Consider the following 18245-nt stretch of genomic DNA (forward strand, 5'->3'; position numbering starts at 1 on the left):
CCCATGTTCCTTGATTTGGTTACCCGACGGCGCAGCATCCGCCGCTTCCTCCAAAAGCCGGTGGCCCCCGAGGCGGTCGCCCAGCTGGTCGAAGCGGCGCTGCGGGCCCCCTCATCCCGCGGCTTCAACCCCTGGCAGTTCGTGGTGGTCGAGGACCGCGAGCGGCTGGCCAGCCTCTCGCGCAGCAAGCCCCACGGCGCGGGCTTCCTGAAAGACGCGCCGCTGGGGATCGTGGTTTGCGCCGACCCCCAGCGCTCGGATGTGTGGGTCGAGGACGCCGCCATCGCTGCCATTTTTCTGCACCTGGCGGCGGCCTCCCTGGGGCTCGGCAGCTGCTGGGTCCAGATCCGCAAACGGATGCACACCGAGGCCCAGTCGGCGGGCGCCTACGCCGCCGATTTGCTGGGGCTGCCGGCCGGCATGGAGGTCGCGGCGATCATGGCCATCGGCTACCCGGCGGAGGAGAAGCCCCCCCACCCGCCCGCCAGCCTGGCCTACGACAAGGTGCACCGCGAGACCTACGGCACCCCCTGGCAAAGGACAGGTTAGCGCCGCAGCCGGGCCCGGACGCGGACCATCAAATCGTCGATCTCCCGAATGCCCAAACGGCGCCCGAGGAGGGTCAGGACCGCGACGCAGAGCCCGGCGGTACCCAGAACGACCCCCAGGCTGCCCGCAAAGCTGTCGGGGGCCGGCAGCAGCGCCCGCAGCGCCTGCCGGCCGCCCGCCAGCAGGAGGCCCAAAGGAAGGCTAAGCGCCATGATCTTGAGGTAGAAACGGTAGACCTGCCGGCTACCGAGGTTGACGGTCCGCCTGTTCCAGAGGGCGTAGAGCACCACCACCTGCAGGATGACCGAGAGCGAAATCGCCAGGGCCACCCCCTGCACCCCCAGACGCTGCATGCCCACCCGGTAGAGCGGAATGCTCGCCAGAACCGCCGCGGTCCCGAAGAGGGCCGGGTAAAGCGTGTTCTGGATAGCGTAATAGCCCCGCACCACCACGGTTTGGGCGGCAAAAGCGAAGGCCCCGGGCAGCAGGCAGGCCAACACCTGGGCGGTCAGCGCGGTGGCCGCGGCGTCGAACTGCCCGCGCTGGAACAAGACCCGCACGACCTCGCTGCGCAGCACCATCAGCAGCACCGAAAAGGGCACCACCAGGGCCAGGTAGCGCAGGGTGCCGTTGAGCAGTCGGTTCATCTCGTCGATCTGGCGCTGGGCCGCCAGCCGCGCCAGAAAGGGGAAGGCCGCGACCCCCACCGCCTGCCCGAAGAAAGCCACCAGCAGCAGCATGATCCGCAGACCGTAGTTGAGCCCGGCGATGCTGCCGGGGGGCAGAAACGACCCGAAAAAGCGCATGAAAATCTCGGTTGAAAACGTCATCGAAAGCCCCACCATCAGCGGCAGGGTCAGCAGGATGTAACGCTTCAGATCCGGGTGGCCCAGATTGAACAGAAACCCCCAGCGCATGCCGATCTGCCGAGCGCCGTGGTATTGGGCCGCGAAGTTGCCCAGGAAAGCCCCGCCCAGGACGCCCCAGGCGAAACCCTCAATTCCCAGACGCGGCCCCAGGAGAAGCCCCCCCAGAATGATGCCGAGATTGTAGAGCAGCGGCGCCAGGGCCGGGATCAGGAAGCGCTCCCGGGCAAACTGCACGGCCATCAACAGGCCGCCGCTGAAAAAGAAAAACTGGGCCGGGATGATGATCCGGGTCATGCGCACGGCTTTTTGGAAAACGGCCCCTTGGGGCAGCCCCGGGGCCAGCAGGGCCACCAGTTGGGGGGCAAACAGGCAGGCCACCCCGATGGCCGCCGCCAGGCCCAGGCCGAAAACGGTCATGATCAGGGAAAACACCGCCCAGCCTTCTTCCTCCTGGTGGGCGGTCAGGTAGCGCGCGAAGATCGGAATGAAGGTCACCGAGAGAAACCCGCTGGCCGCCACATGGTTGAGGACCTCGGGGATCATGAAAGCCACCTGGTAGGCGTCCACCGCCTCGCCGGCCCCACCGGCATGCGCGATCACCATCTCGCGTGCCAGCCCCATCAGGCGACTGAGGAAAATGGAGACCGTCATGATCAACGCGGCCACTCCCACTTTTTTGGACAAAGCGCTGGACATCACCCGCTGAACCCTTTAAAAGTTGCCCGAAACAGGGTCTGCTTGTAGCAGAAAAGGTAGGAGAACACCACCGTGCCCCCGGCGCTGCCGCCGGCCGAATGGGGTGGCGGGCAGCAGCGGCGGCCACCCCCACCTCAATCCAGAAGGAGCCCCCACCATGGAACTCTGCCCCTGCGGGTCGGCAAAACCTTTCGCCGAGTGTTGCGAACCCTATTTATACGGCAGCAGCCAAGCACCCACCGCCGAGGCCCTCCTGCGCTCGCGCTACACCGCCTACACCCGCTCGGCGGTGGATTACATTCTTCAGACGACCCACCCCTCCCAGCGCCGTCCGGAGGATGAGAAGACGGTCCGCCGCTGGGCGAAGGATGCCGCCTGGCAAGGCCTGACGGTCATCGACTGCCAGCAGGGCGGCGCCGACGATCGGCAGGGGTTCGTGGAATTCATCGCCAAATACAGCGAAAAGGGGGAGAAAAAGGAGCACCACGAGATCGCCGAGTTCCGCAGGGAAAACGACACCTGGTTTTTCTACGATGCCAAGGCGCCCAAACCCAAACAGGTGGTGCGTCAGGGCCCCAAAATCGGACGCAACACCCTCTGCCCCTGCGGCAGCGGCAAAAAATACAAAAAATGCTGCGGCCTCTGAACCGCCGGTGCCCTGAACTGCCGCAGCTTCGGCTGCCACAGGCCGAGGGCGTCCAGCCTGACAGCGGGATTACACCGCAAAGGAGAACCGATTGATGGAGTTCACCACCATTGCCAAGGAAACCGTGCTGCTCAACCCGCTCCAGGACATGAAGCGCCGCCGGGTCGCCAGCGAAATCCGGCTGGACCCGCTCACCGGCCGCAGCTCCCGGATCTGCCACTTCATGAGGCTTGCGTGGCAAAAACCGGATTTGGTCCAGCTGGCGGAGACCACCGCCGCCGGCTGTCCCTTCTGCCCTGAGCGGGTGACGGCGATCACCCCCTGCTTTCCGCCCGAAATTCTGCCCGAAGGTCGCCTGGTTTCCGAGGACCGGGTCCTTTTTCCCAACCTGGCTCCCTACGAGGCCATCAGCGCCGTGGCGGTCATGGGGGCGGAGCATTTCATCCCGATGACGGGTCTTGCCCCCGAACGGATTGCCGCCAGCTTCGCGCTCTGCCTGACCTTTTTCCGGGCCCTGCAGCGCACCAAACACCCGGAGTCGGTCTATCACATGATCAACTGGAACTACATGCCGCCCTCGGGCAGCTCCATCATCCACCCCCATCTGCAGGTCTTTGCCGGCAGCTTCGCGCCACACCTCATGCGGCAGGAGCTTGCGGCCGCGCGGACCTACGGCGAGGCCCACGGCACCAATTATTGGGACGATCTGGTGGCCGCGGAACGCGCGACAAACGACCGCTACCTGGGCCGCATCGGGCGCACCAGCTGGCTGAGCGCCTTCGCGCCGATGGGGATCGCCGGGGACGTGGTCGCCGTGGTGGACGATGTCCACTGCACCCTGGAGCTGACCACCGCGGACCTGGCCGACCTGGCCCTGGGGCTGACGCAGGCCCTGGCAGTCTACGACGGAATGGGGATTTTCAGCTTCAACATGAACTTTTTCACCGGTGCCGCCGGAGACGACCACTATCGCCTGCACCTGGTGCTTTCACCGCGGGCCTACTTCAACCAGGCCCTGGGCACACCGGATGTGGGGGCCCTGCAGCAGCTCTACCGCGAAGGGGTCTGCATGGCCTTTCCGGAGGAGATCAACCAGCGGCTCAAACCGCGTTTCGAGAACGGGCCTTGAGGGACGCCGCCGGAACTTCCGTGCCTATACCGGCCAGGCTGATGCTGGCCCCCTTGAAGGGGGTTACCGACCGAATTTTCCGCAACACCCTCGCCCGCCATTTTGACGCCCTGGACGCGGCCGTGGCCCCGTTCATCTCCACCCGCCGCGAACGGCGCATCAGGGCTTCCCAGCTCTCGGGGCTGCTGCCGCAAAACAACCCCGGCCTGCCGGTGGTACCCCAGATCATGGGCAACGATCCGGACGATTTCATCGCCCTGGCCCGGGTGCTGGCCGATCTGGGGCATGCCGTGATCAACTGGAACCTGGGCTGCCCCTTTCCCATGGTCGTCAAAAAAACGCGTGGCTGTGGCCTTCTGGCGCACCCCGAACGGATCGAGGCCTTTCTGGAACGGGTGGTGCCGCGGATCCCCGCCCGCCTGTCCATCAAGACGCGCCTGGGCCTGCACAGTGCGGCCGAGCTCCATGGCCTGATGCCGATTTTCAACCGCTTTCCCCTGGCGGAGGTGATCATTCACCCCCGTCTGGGCAGCCAGCGCTACGCCGGACAGCCCGACCTCGCGGCCTTTACCGAGTGCCTGGCGCGCTGCGCCCACCCCGTGGTCTACAATGGGGACCTGCACACCCTGGATGGCTACCGCCGGATTTCACAGCACTTTCCGACGCTGAAGCGCTGGATGCTGGGCCGGGGAGTGGTGGCCAACCCCTTTCTGCCGGCGATGATCAAGACCGGGGCAGACGCCGCCGGCGATCAAATCACCCGCCTGCAACGCTTTCATGACGACCTTTTCAGCGGCTACCAGCAGGTTTTTGCCGGACCGGGCCACCTGCTGGACCGCATGAAGGGATTCTGGTATTATTTTGCCCGGACGTTTGATAACAGCCGTCGGATCATGAAAAAAATCCACCGGCTCAGGCGGCCTGACCACTACCGCGCCGTGGTGGATCGGTTTTTCGCCGCCGAGGCCCGCTGGAACCCGTCGGCGGTGACCTTCGAAGAAGGGTGAGAGCGTGTTCGAATACCAGAAAAACGGGCGCTTCTTCGCCCAGATCCCCGAGGGACTGGAGGCCTGGGCGCTGCAGGAATTGACCGAGCTGGGGGCCGCGGAGGTCACGCCGGCCTTTCGCGGGGCCTATTTCAGCGCCACTCCCGCGGTTCTCTACCGGGTGAACTACGAAAGCCGGCTGCTCACCCGTGTCCTCGCCCCCCTTAAAACCTTCACCTGCCCGGACCGCGCGGCCCTCTACCGGGTGGCTAAGGCCCTGCCCTGGTCCCAGTTCCTCGGACCCAAAAACACCTTTGCGGTCTTCGCCCAGGTCAGCGACAACCCGCAACTCAATCACGCCGGCTTTGCCGCCCTAGTGGTCAAGGACGCCATCGCCGATTGTTTCAGCCAGGCGCTGGGCATCCGCCCCAACGTGGACACTCTCCGGCCGGATGTCTGGATCAATCTCAACCTGCGGGGCAGCCGCGCGATCCTGCATTTCGACACCTCGGGCAGCTCCCTCCACCGGCGCGGCTACCGGACCGAATCGGTGCCGGCGCCCATGCAGGAGACCGTGGCGGCCGCCGTCATCCGGATTTCGGGCTGGGACGGCGACTCCCCGCTCTACGACCCCATGTGCGGCTCCGGGACCCTCCTAAGCGAGGCCCTGATGCGCTACTGCCGCCTGCCGGCAGGGATGCTGCGCAAGCGCTTCGGTTTCGAGCGCATGCCCGACTTCGATCCGCAGCTTTGGCAGACGATCCGTGAAACGGCCCAGGCCGCGGTCCGGCCCCTACCCGAAGGCCTGATCGGCGGCAGCGACATCTCCGGCCAGGCGGTATCTGCGGCCCGTGCCAACCTCGCCAACCTGCCCTACCGCCAGCGGGTCCGTCTGAAGACCGCCGCCTTCGAAACGCTGCGCGGTCTGGAAAACCAGACCATCGTCTGCAACCCGCCCTACGGCATCCGCCTGGGCCGACCGCAGGAGATGGCGCCCCTCTACCGGGCCCTGGGGGATTTTCTCAAGCAGCGCTGCAAGGGCTCCCGGGCCTATATTTTCGTGGGCGACCGTGAGCTGCTCAAATACGTCGGCCTCAAGCCCAGCCTGCGCCAGCCCATCAAAAGCGGCGGCCTGGACGGGCGCCTGGTGAAATACGAGCTTTACTAAACTGCCATGAAGCCGTCCGAGCCCACAGCCCCCTATGAAGCGCCCGGCGACCTGCGGGTCTTCAACCTGCCCGGCGGCTGGACGGTTTTAGCCGGCAAAACCGACAGCGCCAACGACCGCTTGAGTCTGAAGCTGGCTGGCCCCAACGACTGGTGGTTCCACGTGCGCGGCATGCCCGGCAGCCACGTGCTGCTGCGGGTGCCGCCGGGAGCCGAACCCCAGCGCGCGGTGCTGAAACGGGCCGCGGCCATCGCCGCCTATCACAGCAAGGCGCGCACGGGCGGGGTGGTGGCGGTATCGGGCACCCGCGCCCGCTTCGTGACCAAACCGCCGGGGGCCAAGCCGGGGACGGTCGCCATCCGCCGGGAAACCATTTTCAAGGTCCGCCCGGCCCTGCCCGACGAATAGGCCCGGGCCGCCTTCACCCCGGGAGGCCGATTCTGTGACCCGAACCATTACGGCCCTTAAGATCCAGGTCCGCAACCCCGAGCGGGTCAACGTCCATCTGGACGGGCGCTACGCCTTCGCCCTCAGCCTGAATACCGCCCAGGGGCTTTCCCAGGGACAGACCCTGAGCGCCGGCGAGATCGCCCGTCTCAAAGCCGCCGATCAGCCCGCCGCCGCCTATGACCGCGCCCTGCGCTTCCTGGCCCGGCGCCGGCGCAGCATCCACGAAACCAGAAGCCATCTGCGGCGCGGCGGTTACCCGGCCGCCGTGGTGGACGCGGTCATCGCGCGTCTGCGCGCGCACCGTTACCTGGACGACGCTGAATTCGCGCGGCAGTGGGTGGCGGAGCGGGAACGCTTCCGTCCGCGCAGCGGTCGGGCGCTGCGCTGGGAACTGCGCCAAAAAGGGGTCGGCAGCGGCGAGATCGATCGGGCGATAGGCGGTTTGGATGAAGCCGCCTCGGCCCGGGCGGCCCTTCGCGGGCGCCTCACCCGCTGGCAGGGGCTGGCGCGGCAGGATTTCAAGGCGAAGGTTTTCGGCTTCTTGGGACGGCGCGGCTTCAGCTACGAGATCGCCGAAGCGGCCTTTGAAACGGCCTGGGAGGAACGGGAGAGACCGGCGGCAGCGGAATGACGCGGCCCCGGCCAACGAAAGGCGGAAAAAAACGCTCTATCGGCCCCCCTCCTTGGCCAGGGCCGCCTGAATCGCCTGTGGGTCAAAGCCGCTGATTTGACGCTCTCCGATCAGAATCAAGGGCACCCCGCGACCCCCCAGACCCTGGAACCGGCGCCGGGCATCCTCCGAGGCGCTGACATCAAGCTCCTCGAAGGCCACCCCTTTCCGGTTGAAATACTCTTTGGCTTTGACACAGTAGCCGCAGCCGGGGGCCGAGAACATCACCACCCGGGGGCCGTCCGCGGGCCGGGTCCCGTTGGGGGTGCCGCCGCCGGTGAAGAAGTCGCTGCGCCGGCTGACATTTGCGACCACGGCCTCCCGCTGCCGGGTTTCCAGCTGCCTGCGGTAAGCGCGCCGGACCTCCAGGCTGTTCTGCTCCTCCAGCGCCTGGGGCGGCGCATCACCGTAATGTTTGACCCCCTGGGCGTCCACCCAGACAAACACATCGGCCCACGACGGTCCGCACAGCATCAGGGCCAGCAAAAGCGGCCAAGCGGTTTTCACGATCCGTTTCACGTCGTTCCCTTTCCTTATCGTGTTTGGTGTCTGTCCTTTATCGGCCGGGCGTGGACCGATCTTGATGCGGGTTGCAGGCACCCGGTCCCCCCCCGCGGGAGGCCCCGAACCGGCGGTTGGCGACGGCACCCACACGGTTGACTGCAGCGGCAAAAAATTTTAAGAGAATGTGAATGAACGCCGTCCCCTTTCAATCAAACCCCCGGCCTAACCTTCCGGCCGTTAGACACCGCTGGAGCACCCCATGGACTGCAAAAAAGAAAAGAATCTCGAAGGCTGCAACTGCACTTACGACCCTTGCAGCCGTAAGGGCCTCTGCTGCGATTGCCTGCGCTATCACCTCAAGCTGCGCCAGCTGCCGGGTTGCTGCTTTCCCAAGGAGGCCGAGGCGACCTTCGACCGCTCATTTGAACACTTTGCCCGTCTGGTCCAGGCCGGCCAGGTCTGAAGCGCCCCATCGCCCGGCCGCCCGAAAAGCACCGCCTGGGCGGCCGCAGGGGCCTGCCGCCCCGGGCCACGGATAAACCCGGCGACGGCCGGATGAGACCGCATGCCCGACATCCTCCTGATTCAGCCGCCCATCCGCGATTTTTACCTGACCGCCAAACGCACCGTCCCCTATGGCCTGGCATCCATGGCGGCAGCCGTCCGTCAGGCGGGTTTCACGGTCGGGATCCTGGACGGCCTGGCCAGCGCCAAAGCCCGACCCACCCCCCTGCCCTCGGAAATGGCCCACCTGAACGCCTATTACGGAAGGCCCGATGCCTCGCCCCTGGCCCTTTTTCACCGCTTTCGCCACTTCGGCCGCAGTGTCGAACATATAGGCCGCAAGGCTGCTGAATCCGACGCCTTCCTGGTGGGAATCGCCTCGCTCTTCACTGCCTACAGCCAGGAGGCACTGGCAACCGCCCGCAGCGTCAAGTCTTTGCTGCCCGGCTGCCGGGTGGTTCTCGGCGGCCACCACCCCACGACGCTGCCCGCAGAGGCCATGGCCTGCCCCGCAGTGGATTTCGTCATCCGGGGCGAGGGCGAAGATGCCCTGCCACAGTTGGCCCGCGCCCTGCGCAGCGGCGGCGACTTGGAGCGCGTGCCGGGGATCGTCTTTCGCCGCCCCGACGGCAGCCTGCACCTCAGCCCGCCCGCTGTGGTGACAGACCTCGACAGCTGCCCGCACCCCGCCCGGGACCTGATCGACGCGCGCTTCTACCGCCGCCGGCGGCGCGGCAGCACCGTGGTGGTGGCCAGCCGGGACTGCCCGATGGCCTGCAGCTATTGCAGCCTCGGCCGCTTCTCGGGGATTCCCTACCGCCGCCGTTCGGTGGCCTCGGTTCTGGCGGAGATCGACACGGCGGTGAATGCCCACGATGCACGCTTCATTGACTTCGAGGATGAAAACCTGGCTCTGGACAAGCCCTGGCTGATGGCCCTGCTGGAGGGCATTCGGCGGCGCTTCGGCCGCCAGGGGCTGGAGCTGCGGGCCATGAACGGCCTCTTTCCGCCTTCGCTGGATGCCGAAATCGTTGCGGCCATGTGCGCGGCCGGCTTCCGAAGCCTCAACCTGGCCCTGGCCACAACCCACCGCGAGCAGCTGGCGCGTTTTCGGCGCCCGGATGTGCGCCGCGCCTTTGACAGCGCCCTTTTACAGGCCGCCGCGAACCGCCTCGAGGCCGTGGGCTACATCATCGTGGGCGCGCCCGGCCAGCGGGCGGCGGAGAGCCTGGCCGACCTCTGCTACCTGGCCGAGCGCCGGGTCCTGGCCGGTGTTTCGCTCTTTTACCCCGCTCCGGGCAGTCTGGACTTCGAGCGCTGCCGCCAGGAGGGTCTGCTACCGGCTCACCTCTCGCTTTTTCGAGCCACCGCCCTGCCCCTGTCGGCCACCACCACCCGCTTGGAGGCCGTCACCCTGCTGCGCTTGGGCCGCCTGCTCAACTTCCTCAAAGCCCTGGCGGCAGACGGGGAGCCCCTGCCGCAAGCCGCCCGGAGTGAATCGCGCCTGCCGACGGGCACCGACCGCCGCGAGCTGGGGCGCCGCTTGGTGGCCTGGTTTCGCCACGACGGGCGACTGCGGGGGGTAACCCCCGAGGGTGCGGTCTACGCGCACCGCGTCGACCGCACCCTGGCCGAACGCTTTGCCGGGCTTTTGCCGACCCTTCGAATCAGGCCCGCCAACGAGCGGCGCCAAGATTGACGGTTCCGCAAAAAGATAAATCTCTGCGTTGCGCCGCATCTCGAAGTCGCTGCGGCGTAAATAAGTGCGCCTCACTCCTCGCGATTTTCGCGCCGTAGCTTGAACTTTTTTCGAAATCGCCTGGTTTTTTTACTTTTTACCGCTTCATCAAGATTTAGGTTGACGGCGCCGGGCGCTCTCTTTTAAAACCGTGGGGGTCGGGCAAAAAGCGCCGCTTGCGCGGCGCAGGCCCCTATCCGCCGGCCGCAGGCGGCCGCAAACCAGTAGCCATTCACACGGGATGACCGATGAAGATATACACCGGCGGGGGCGATCAGGGGAAAACCAGTCTGTTCAGCGGCGAGCGGGTCTTCAAGGCCCATGCGCGCATCGACGCATACGGCGATGTCGACGAACTGAACTCCGTGCTGGGGGCCCTGGCGGCCGCCCTGCCGGTCCAGGCCGCCGAGATCGGCACGGTGATCGCCCGCCTGCAGGCCGACCTGATGAAGGTCGGCGCCTGGCTGGCCACCTCCCCGGAGTCACCGGCGCTGGCGCAGATCGAGGCCCTGACGACGGCGGATGCCGCGGCCCTGGAAGCCGCCATCGACCACCTGGATGCGAGCCTGCCGACCCTGCGCAGCTTTATCCTGCCGGGCGGACACCCCGCCGCGGCCTGGGCCCACATCGCCCGCACCGTCTGCCGCCGCGCCGAACGTAGGGTGGTCGGACTGAACGGCGCTGACGCCGACCCTGCCCGGCAGGGCCATTACGCCGGGCTGCTGGTCTACCTCAATCGGCTGTCCGATTACCTGTTCGTGCTGGCCCGCCACCTCAACCATGTCACCGGCATCTCCGAGCGCATCTGGAAAACATGACATCCGGCGCCCCTTCCCCCACCCATGGCATGGCGCAGGTGTATGCGGTCCGGCTGCTCAAACGCCAACGGCTGGACGAGGGCACTTTTGAGTTCACCCTCAGCCGCCCCGATGGCTTCAGCTTCCGGGCCGGCCAACGCATCCGGTTCGAACACCCCGGCGGGGAACGCGACTATTCCCTGATCAACGGCCAGGCCGCAGCCGAGCTGCAGCTGTGCGTGCGAGTCGTGCCCGACGGGCATTTCAGCCCACGCCTGGCGCACGCCGCCATCCACAGCCGCTTCGATATTTCAGGGCCCCACGGCTATTTCATCTACCAGCCGGCCGAACGCCCGACGGTTTTCGTGGCCTCCGGCACCGGCATCGCCCCCTTCGTGGCCATGGCCCGATCGGGTGTCCGGGGGTTCACCCTGCTCCACGGCGCCCGCGCGGCCGATGGCCTTTACTACCAGGCCGAGCTGCGCGCCGCCGCGGGGCGCTATGTCGCCTGCCTCTCCGGGGCCGCAGCGGCCGCCGGGGTGCTTCCGGAGGCTTTCGCGGGCCGGGTGACGGCCTACCTGGCTGCCCACCTGGCGCCCGGGGCCTATGACTTCTATCTTTGCGGTCGCAGCGAAATGGTCCGCGACGTCACCCTGCTGGCGGACCGGCGCTTTCCGGCCTCCCTGGTCCGCTCGGAAATTTTTTTCTGATGACGGTGCACCACCCCATCGCCCGGGCAGCGGTCCTGGCCTTGCTGGGGCTTTCACTGCTGCTGGCTCTCGACGGAAGCCTGGAGCGGGCCATCAACCTCTGCGGCCTCCAGGCGGTTGCCAACGGCAATGCACGCTACCTGGAAAACGCTCTGGACCAGTCGCTCAATACCTTTACCGTCCTCTCCGGCCTCAAGGTGGGGCTGGCGGTGGTGGAGGGCACCGAGGTGGGCGTGGGCTTCGGCCTCCAGATCGGCGACGTCGTCCAAGCGGCCTACGACTTCGTGGATATCGCCTGGCGCACGGTACTGGGCGCCGGGGTCATCCTGGTGGGCACACGCTTTCTGCTGGAGGCCGCCCGTTTGGTGGACAGCTGGCTGCTGGCCGCGAGCCTGGCGGGAGTGCTGCTGAGCCTGCCGCTGCGCTGGTGGCTCCCACGCGCAACCGGACTGCAGCGGACGCTGCGCGACGCCAGCCTGCTGCTGGCGATTCTGGCCGCGGCCTTCTACGTCGTCCTGCCGCTTTCGGTCAGCGGCGGGGCGATGCTGTCGGCGCAAATCACGGAACCGGTGATGACCGAGGCCGAAACCGGCCTGGAGGCCCTGCGGGCCGAGCTCTTCCCCGGGGATGGGGACCCTGACAAGGGGTTTTTGGCCCGCTGGGGGGAGACCGGCAAACAGATCGAGCGATTGGCGGCGGGCGTCAGGGAGAAGGCTTCCGCCCTGATGGTCATGGGACTCAAGCTGATCGCCGGCTACCTTTTCGACTGTGTGGTCTTCCCGCTGGCCCTTTTCATTTTTTTCCTCTGGGCCACCCGGCTGATCGCACGCCACCTTTTCGGCCTGCAGAAGCGCCGGGAACTCAGGGAAGACCTGGATGCGGTGCTGCAAAGGGCCGGCCTGGGAAAACCCGCCCAGGCACCGGCGGCGCCCGCCGGCAGCCCATAACAGGGCAGCGCCGCGCGTTATCGTTCGGCTTTGAAGCAGGGTGGGCCGCGGGCGCAAGAGGCCTGCGAGGACGCGGCCCCGCCCGAAAGCGAGGAGCTATGACCCAACGCCACTGGCTGGTCAAATCGGAGCCCACGGAGTACGCCATCGACGATCTGGCGCGCCAGCCCGACCAGACCGACCACTGGGACGGCGTGCGCAACTTCCAGGCCCGCAATTTCATGCGCGACCAAATGCAGGTGGGCGACGGCGTCCTCTTTTATCACAGCGGGTCCAAACCGGCCGTGGTGGGCACGGCCGCGGTGGTGCGCGCCGGCTACCCCGATCACACCGCCTGGGACCCCCGCAGCAAGCACTTCGACGTAAGGAGCACGCCGCAAAACCCGGTCTGGTTCATGGTGGACATCCGCCTCGCCACCCGCTTCAAGCGGCCCGTGCCCCTGGCCGAGCTGCGGCGCATCCCCGAATTGGCCCAGATGACCCTGCTGCGCCGGGGCAACCGGCTGTCCGTGATGCCGGTCAGCGCCGAGGAATACGCGATCATCGTCGCAGCGGGCGCGCCCGGCTGAAGCCCGCCCCGGAAGGACCGGCATGTTTGCCCAAATCCAGAAGGCCGCCCGGCGTTTGCGGGGACGTGCCCACATCACGCCCATCATGACCTGCCGCACCCTCGACCAGCGGGTGGGGGCGGCGGTCCACTTCAAGTGCGAAAACCTCCAGCGCTGCGGGGCCTTCAAATTCCGCGGGGCATTCAACGCCATGGCACGGTTGTCGGCCGCAGAGAAAGCCCGCGGGGTGGTGGCCTTTTCCTCGGGCAATCACGCCCAGGCGGTGGCCCTGAGCGGACGCCTGCTGGGGGTGGCCGCCACCGTCGTGATGCCGGCCGACGCGCCGGCCATCAAGCGCGCCGCCAGCGAAGGCTACGGTGCCAGCGTGATCGAATACGACCCCCGCCGCGACGACCGCGAGGCAATCGCCCGCCGCCTGGTGGCCACCCGGGGATTTAGCCTGATCCCGCCCTTTGACCATCCGGACGTCATCGCCGGCCAGGGCACGGCCGCCCTTGAACTGCTCCAATCACTGGGAGAACTGGACCTGCTGCTGGTGCCCTGCGGCGGCGGCGGGCTTTTGAGCGGCTCTGCGATCGCCGCCAAGGCCCTCCACCCCGCCTGCCGGGTGGTGGGCATCGAACCGGCGCTGGCCGACGACGCCACCCGCTCCTTTCACAGCGGCCGTCTGCAGAGCGTTCACAATCCCGCAACCATTGCCGACGGCACCCGCACAGCGTCTTTAGGGCGCCTGACCTTCCCGCTGCTCAAGCAGTACGTCGACGATATGCGGACCGTTTCGGAAGAGGCCATCATGGCGGCCGTGCGCTTTCTCTTCCACCGGATGAAACTGGTGGTGGAGCCCTCCGGCGCCCTGGGTGCCGCGGCCCTGCTGAGCGGCGTCGTCAGGCCCCGGGGCCGCACCGGCGTCATCTTAAGTGGCGGCAACATCGATGCGGCCACCATGATCCGGATTTTGCGCTCCGGAGACGCCGAAGAGCCGCACCCACCGGCACCAGCCGGTACTTGAGTTGCCCGGCGCAGTCTGTTGAGGGGTCAAGCGAGATGCCGCCTGTGATGAGCAATATTGGGCTGGTGATGCTGGGCGGCGGCCTGGGCGCCGTCTGCCGCTATCTGTTGGGCCTCGCAGCCGCCGGCCTCTTGGGAACCCGCTTTCCTTTGGGCACGCTGGCGGCCAACATGACCGGCTGCCTGCTGATCGGGGTGGCCGTGGCGCTCTCGGCCCGGGTCCGGTTTTTCCCCCCGCCCGCCCGCCTGTTTCTGATGACCGGCTTTCTGGGTGGGCTGACCACCTTTTCCACCTACGCCCTGGAAACGGTGACCGGCAGCGGCAGCACCGGGGGTTTTATGGCCGCCGCCAACGTGGCGCTCAACAACCTCGGCGGCCTGCTGCTGGTTTTGGCGGGGATGGGCGTGGTCACGACCGTTTTCAGGGGGAAGTAAACGCCAGCCGGCAGCGGCCTCAGGAAGTTTCAGCTCGACAAACTATGTAATTTTCTTCCTATTTTCCGCCATCCTTTCCCGCACCTCCCCTTCCCCCACCCCGGCGCAACCCATCAACCCATTGATTTCACATTAATTTTTTTTTCCTGGGGCAGGCACTCAAATTGCTTGTTCCAAGGCCTGGGGAAAACAACAGCGGCCGGTGAAACCCCACGGGGGGTCTCGCCGGGTTTTCGCCGCCGGCACGTAACACCCGCCCGGAGAGGAGCAGCCGGGTCCGATCCGTGGGTTTTTGGCGCAACCGTCGGCAGCGCTTGGGCCCGCAAGCATTCAAATCAACCCCAAACCGGGAAAGCACCATGCAGCCAACCACCTCAGCGCCCACCGTGCAAGCCGGCGCCTGGATCATCGCCGATGGCCGTTTTCTGAAGCGGCAGCAAGACGCGCCGGGGTCGGAGAGCACCCGGGGACCGATGCGGGAATACCGCATCTCCGATCTCGGCCGCTACCTGCTCTGCCCCCACCCGATTGAGATCGAAAAGCGGCTGGTGGGCTGCGAGGTGGTGTTTCCACCCGGCTGGCGCCAGTCGGCGGCCTACCGCCTGCGCCGGCTTCTGCCCGGACGCGGCGGCGCGACCGCCGCGGGCCCCCTGGCCCCCTCGGAGGTGCTGATAGCGGAGAGCGCCAGCGGCACCCCCGCGCTCCAGGACCCGGATCTGGAGGCGCACCTGGCAAAGCTTGAAACGGCGCTCAAAGCCTACAACCCCGTTCTGGCCCGCTTGGAGAACCTGGAGTCGCAACGGGTGGTCGATCTCAAGGGGGTTTGCACGGACGCCGGCGGCCAGCGCTCCCGCCTCAACCTGCGCGGCAGCCTGACGGAAAAGCGCGACTACATCGCCAAGCACTTGAACCGGACGGTGAGGGTGGTCATCGAAAAAGCCCATCTGACCGACGGTCTGTTTGAATTGCAAGGCTTTGATTTCAAAGCCTTTGATCCCCGCAGGCACCACCGCCTGATCCGTTTCCTGGGGCCGTCCAAGGGACAAGCCTGGGTTCTGAACAGCGACGGCAGCATCGCCTTTCAGGTGGCGGATATCCGCCTGTTGCAGCACCTTCAGCTTTTCCAGCAAGCCATCGACGCCACCGCGACCTTTCGGGAGGCCCTCGAAGCCTGCACCCTGGGCGGGGCCAAGGCATTCAAGCTCTACTTCAACCAGCGCCTCGCCATCGACTATGCCAAGGCGGGACTCCCGGCCCTTTACCAGAGCGTCATCGACGCCCACCCCCTGAACTCCGAGGCTCGCCGGGCGCTCATCGACTCCCTCAACCAGCGGCAGTACGGGATCGCCTTCAACTACCTGCCCGACTCCGGCCCCGGGGCGCCGAAGCTCTTCACCCACATCGCCGTGATGCACGACCTGCGGGCCCTGGACCCCCTGCGGAAGGAACTGCCGCTGGTCTACTCCGAGATCAACAAACGCGCGTGGGCCTCCGAAGCCGGGCGCTACTACCTGCTGGACGCCATCAAGGGGAGCAAGCATGAGCCGTAACTACTCGGCCAACGACTACCGCTGGATCCAGGAGTTGATGAGCTATCCGGAAAAACTGGAAAGGCGCCTCTCCTTTTTCGAGGACACCGCCGATATCCGCCTGCCGGAAGACCCGGTGGAACGGGTCATCTTTCAGGACCGGGCCAAGGCGGCCATCCGCAAAATCGCCCACAACAAGGGCCACATCCTGATGGTCGGCCGCCCGGGAACCGGCAAGTCTCTGCTGGCCGACATGTTCCGCGAGGTTCTGGAGCGCTCCATGGGCGACTACCTGCGGCCGCAAAAGGCCATTGCGGCGTATCCCGGCAAGGACAGAAACCATGTCCGCTTCGCCTACGAGCTTCCCGAAAAACTCGACCAGCGCCTGGAGAGCATCGGCCGCGAGATCGAGGCGGCGGCCCAGCATGGCGAGGATTTCAGCCTGGGCGAGCAGATCGATGCCGTCCGCAAGGTCAAGACCGGTCTGGTCTGGGGCACCGCAGCCGGTGCCCTGGCCGGCCTGTTTTTCCCCCCGGCCCTGATCGCCGCCGGCCTCTGCGCCATGGGCGCGATCTTCCTTTTCATGCAGGAAAACAGCCACCGCGCCCAGGAGCAGATCCAGCGTCAGGGCATGGGCGGCCGGCGCCTGCTGGCCAAACAGCTCACCGACCAGCTGCCCGAGGTGCTCTACGACCCGCGCCGCGACCGCGAGTTGATGGCGCGGGTCTCGGAACCCGACGCTCGCAGCATGAAAGGCGGTTTTCGCCACGATCCCTACCAGTCCGGCGACCTGCAGACCCCGGCCCACAAGCGCACCTACCTCGGGGCGCATGCGCGCGCGCCGATCATCTACATCGACGAACTCAAGACCCTCGTCAAGGTCGGCTACATGGCCGACCTGCTGGAGATCATGCAGAACCAGCGCTATGTCCTCGAGGGGGGCCGCAATGCCGGCAGCGGCGCGGCCGACCGCTCGGAAAACCACCTCAAGGCCGACAACATCATCATCGCCTGCTGCAACCACGACACCCTGGCCTACCTCCAGGCGGAAGGCGACGGGGCGTTCCTCAGCCGAATCGAGGACCGCGGGGAAATCATCCAGATGGAAAGCGCGGTTGCCGAAAGCTCGGACACGGTCCGCCAGGTAGCGCAGTACATCAAGCAGGAGATCGACGGCCTGGCAAAGGAGTTTAGCCGGGTCTGGGGGGAGATCATCTCACGGGAGGGGCACGCGGGGGTCCGCCGCCGCAGCGAAAAGATCTTCGGCCGCAGCCTCCCCCGGGAATACAGCTTGACGGCCCGCGAATTTTCCCGCGGGGCGGTGCTGGAGATCATCCGCGAGCTTCGCTGCCGGGCGGCCGACGGCAAGTTGAGCGCCATCCTGCGGCCGATCAACGGCATCCTCCGGACGGCCGAGCATGAGGCCATCCTGGAAAACGCCCCGCGGGTGGAGGCCGCCCACGTGCGCCGGGCGCTGGCGCTGCACCTGAGTCTGGAGGGGGCCCTCAACCGCGAAATCCAGGAGCACAAGAAGGACCTCAAGAAGTACATCAGCGCCATGACCGACGCCGTCGGCTACGTGGTGGGCCTGGCCGTGATCCACTCCCGCGCCAGCGGCCAGATGTACGGCCAGCCGCTGCCAATCCACTGCCAGATCAACGCCGGCACCTCCGACACCGTCATCGCCCCCGGCAAAACCGGCGACATCGCCAAGGCCGCCGCCCAGAATGTGCGCGCCTCCATCAAGAAGGTGCTCAAAACCATCGGTGCGCCCTATGTGGGCTACGAGATGCATGTGGAATACATCCAGGCCCACGGCGGCGTGGAGGGCGACAGCGCGTCGGTGGCCATGGACGTGGCCCTGATTTCGGACTTCATCCAACAGCCGGTCAACCAGACCTACGGGGTGACCGGTTCCCTGACCGGCGACATCATCCTAGCGGTGGGCGGGGTCACCGAGAAGCTGCGCGCCATCATGGATCCCGACCTGGGAATGCTGGGGGCCTGCATTCCCTGGCAGAACAAGCACGACATCGAACCCCTGCTGATCAACGCGCAGTTCGAATACACCCAACTGGAGGAGATCCCGGGGATCCGCATCTTCCGCCAAAAGGACCGCCAGGCGCCGTTCGACATCTTCTTCTGCCGGACCAAGTACCACGCCTACACGGTCCTCATGGGGCTGAAACGCGAGGCGGTGGAGCTTCGCATGGCGGCCAGGACCCGGCGGGACCTGGAACTGCTTCAGCGGATGCGGCGCAGCGCCGGAGACACCGGGCAAAAAAGGGCCGCGGACGAAACGGCCGATGCGGCCGCCGCCCCTGCGGCCCCCTGAAGCCCA

General features: G+C 66.6%; 19 protein-coding genes. 17 read left to right on the top strand and 2 right to left on the bottom strand.

Translation table 11 applies throughout. From position 1 onward, the window contains the following. Positions 1-3 precede the first annotated feature (3 nt). Positions 4-549, top strand: coding sequence for a nitroreductase family protein (locus tag LJE63_08145; protein ID MCG6906580.1), 546 nt, complete (start codon positions 4-6; stop codon positions 547-549). Here the strand turns inward: LJE63_08145 and murJ are convergent. Then, on the bottom strand, positions 546-2114 hold the full coding sequence (gene murJ / locus LJE63_08150) for a murein biosynthesis integral membrane protein MurJ (protein MCG6906581.1): 1569 nt from the start codon (positions 2112-2114) through the stop codon (positions 546-548). The genes LJE63_08145 and murJ overlap by 4 nt on opposite strands. 157 nt (positions 2115-2271) lie before the next feature. Between murJ and LJE63_08155 the strand changes: the two genes are divergently transcribed. From LJE63_08155 to LJE63_08180, 6 genes are all read left to right on the top strand, one after another. Next, positions 2272-2760, top strand: coding sequence for a YchJ family protein (locus LJE63_08155; protein ID MCG6906582.1), 489 nt, complete (start codon positions 2272-2274; stop codon positions 2758-2760). A gap of 94 nt (positions 2761-2854) precedes the next feature. Further along, on the top strand, positions 2855-3889 hold the full coding sequence (locus LJE63_08160; protein ID MCG6906583.1) for a hypothetical protein: 1035 nt from the start codon (positions 2855-2857) through the stop codon (positions 3887-3889). 20 nt (positions 3890-3909) lie between these two features. After that, a complete protein-coding gene (locus LJE63_08165; GenBank protein ID MCG6906584.1) occupies positions 3910-4896 on the top strand; it encodes a tRNA-dihydrouridine synthase family protein in 987 nt (328 codons plus the stop codon). Between the two features lie 4 nt (positions 4897-4900). Next, positions 4901-6043 carry a THUMP domain-containing protein gene (locus LJE63_08170; protein MCG6906585.1) on the top strand — a complete coding sequence of 381 codons (1143 nt, stop codon included), beginning with the start codon at positions 4901-4903 and terminating at the stop codon, positions 6041-6043. Between the two features lie 6 nt (positions 6044-6049). Further along, positions 6050-6451, top strand: coding sequence for an NFACT RNA binding domain-containing protein (locus tag LJE63_08175; protein MCG6906586.1), 402 nt, complete (start codon positions 6050-6052; stop codon positions 6449-6451). Between the two features lie 34 nt (positions 6452-6485). Then, on the top strand, positions 6486-7124 hold the full coding sequence (locus tag LJE63_08180) for a RecX family transcriptional regulator (GenBank protein MCG6906587.1): 639 nt from the start codon (positions 6486-6488) through the stop codon (positions 7122-7124). Between the two features lie 36 nt (positions 7125-7160). Here the strand turns inward: LJE63_08180 and LJE63_08185 are convergent, their stop codons facing one another. Then, positions 7161-7682 carry a DUF4124 domain-containing protein gene (locus LJE63_08185; protein ID MCG6906588.1) on the bottom strand — a complete coding sequence of 174 codons (522 nt, stop codon included), beginning with the start codon at positions 7680-7682 and terminating at the stop codon, positions 7161-7163. A gap of 244 nt (positions 7683-7926) precedes the next feature. Between LJE63_08185 and LJE63_08190 the strand changes: the two genes are divergently transcribed. The 10 genes from LJE63_08190 to LJE63_08235 all read left to right on the top strand — a co-directional run bounded on the left by LJE63_08190 (position 7927) and on the right by LJE63_08235 (position 18239). Further along, entirely contained in the window at positions 7927-8130 is a 204-nt protein-coding gene (locus LJE63_08190) for a DUF6485 family protein (protein ID MCG6906589.1), read from the top strand. Between the two features lie 102 nt (positions 8131-8232). Next, positions 8233-9870, top strand: a complete 1638-nt coding sequence (locus tag LJE63_08195) for a B12-binding domain-containing radical SAM protein (protein ID MCG6906590.1) — start codon at positions 8233-8235, stop codon at positions 9868-9870. Between the two features lie 287 nt (positions 9871-10157). Then, positions 10158-10727, top strand: a complete 570-nt coding sequence (locus LJE63_08200; GenBank protein MCG6906591.1) for a cob(I)yrinic acid a,c-diamide adenosyltransferase — start codon at positions 10158-10160, stop codon at positions 10725-10727. Next, the gene (locus LJE63_08205; GenBank protein ID MCG6906592.1) at positions 10724-11416 is read left to right on the top strand and encodes a hypothetical protein; all 693 of its coding nucleotides are present in this window, start codon (positions 10724-10726) and stop codon (positions 11414-11416) included. The genes LJE63_08200 and LJE63_08205 overlap by 4 nt, the downstream gene beginning before the upstream one ends. After that, entirely contained in the window at positions 11416-12363 is a 948-nt protein-coding gene (locus tag LJE63_08210) for a hypothetical protein (GenBank protein ID MCG6906593.1), read from the top strand. Before LJE63_08205 ends, LJE63_08210 begins: the two co-directional genes overlap by 1 nt. A gap of 98 nt (positions 12364-12461) precedes the next feature. Then, positions 12462-12932 (top strand): EVE domain-containing protein, encoded by a 471-nt coding sequence (locus LJE63_08215; protein ID MCG6906594.1) that lies wholly within the window; start codon positions 12462-12464, stop codon positions 12930-12932. 22 nt (positions 12933-12954) lie between these two features. Continuing rightward, on the top strand, positions 12955-13941 hold the full coding sequence (locus LJE63_08220) for a threo-3-hydroxy-L-aspartate ammonia-lyase (GenBank protein MCG6906595.1): 987 nt from the start codon (positions 12955-12957) through the stop codon (positions 13939-13941). A gap of 35 nt (positions 13942-13976) precedes the next feature. After that, positions 13977-14375, top strand: a complete 399-nt coding sequence (gene crcB / locus LJE63_08225) for a fluoride efflux transporter CrcB (GenBank protein MCG6906596.1) — start codon at positions 13977-13979, stop codon at positions 14373-14375. A 359-nt stretch (positions 14376-14734) separates the two neighbouring features. After that, complete coding sequence (locus LJE63_08230; protein MCG6906597.1) at positions 14735-15925, top strand: hypothetical protein; 1191 nt, start codon at positions 14735-14737, stop codon at positions 15923-15925. Further along, entirely contained in the window at positions 15915-18239 is a 2325-nt protein-coding gene (locus LJE63_08235; protein ID MCG6906598.1) for an ATP-binding protein, read from the top strand. Before LJE63_08230 ends, LJE63_08235 begins: the two co-directional genes overlap by 11 nt. Positions 18240-18245: the final 6 nt, after the last annotated feature.

Source organism: Desulfobacteraceae bacterium (assembly GCA_022340425.1).
Taxonomy (GTDB): domain Bacteria; phylum Desulfobacterota; class Desulfobacteria; order Desulfobacterales; family JAABRJ01; genus JAABRJ01.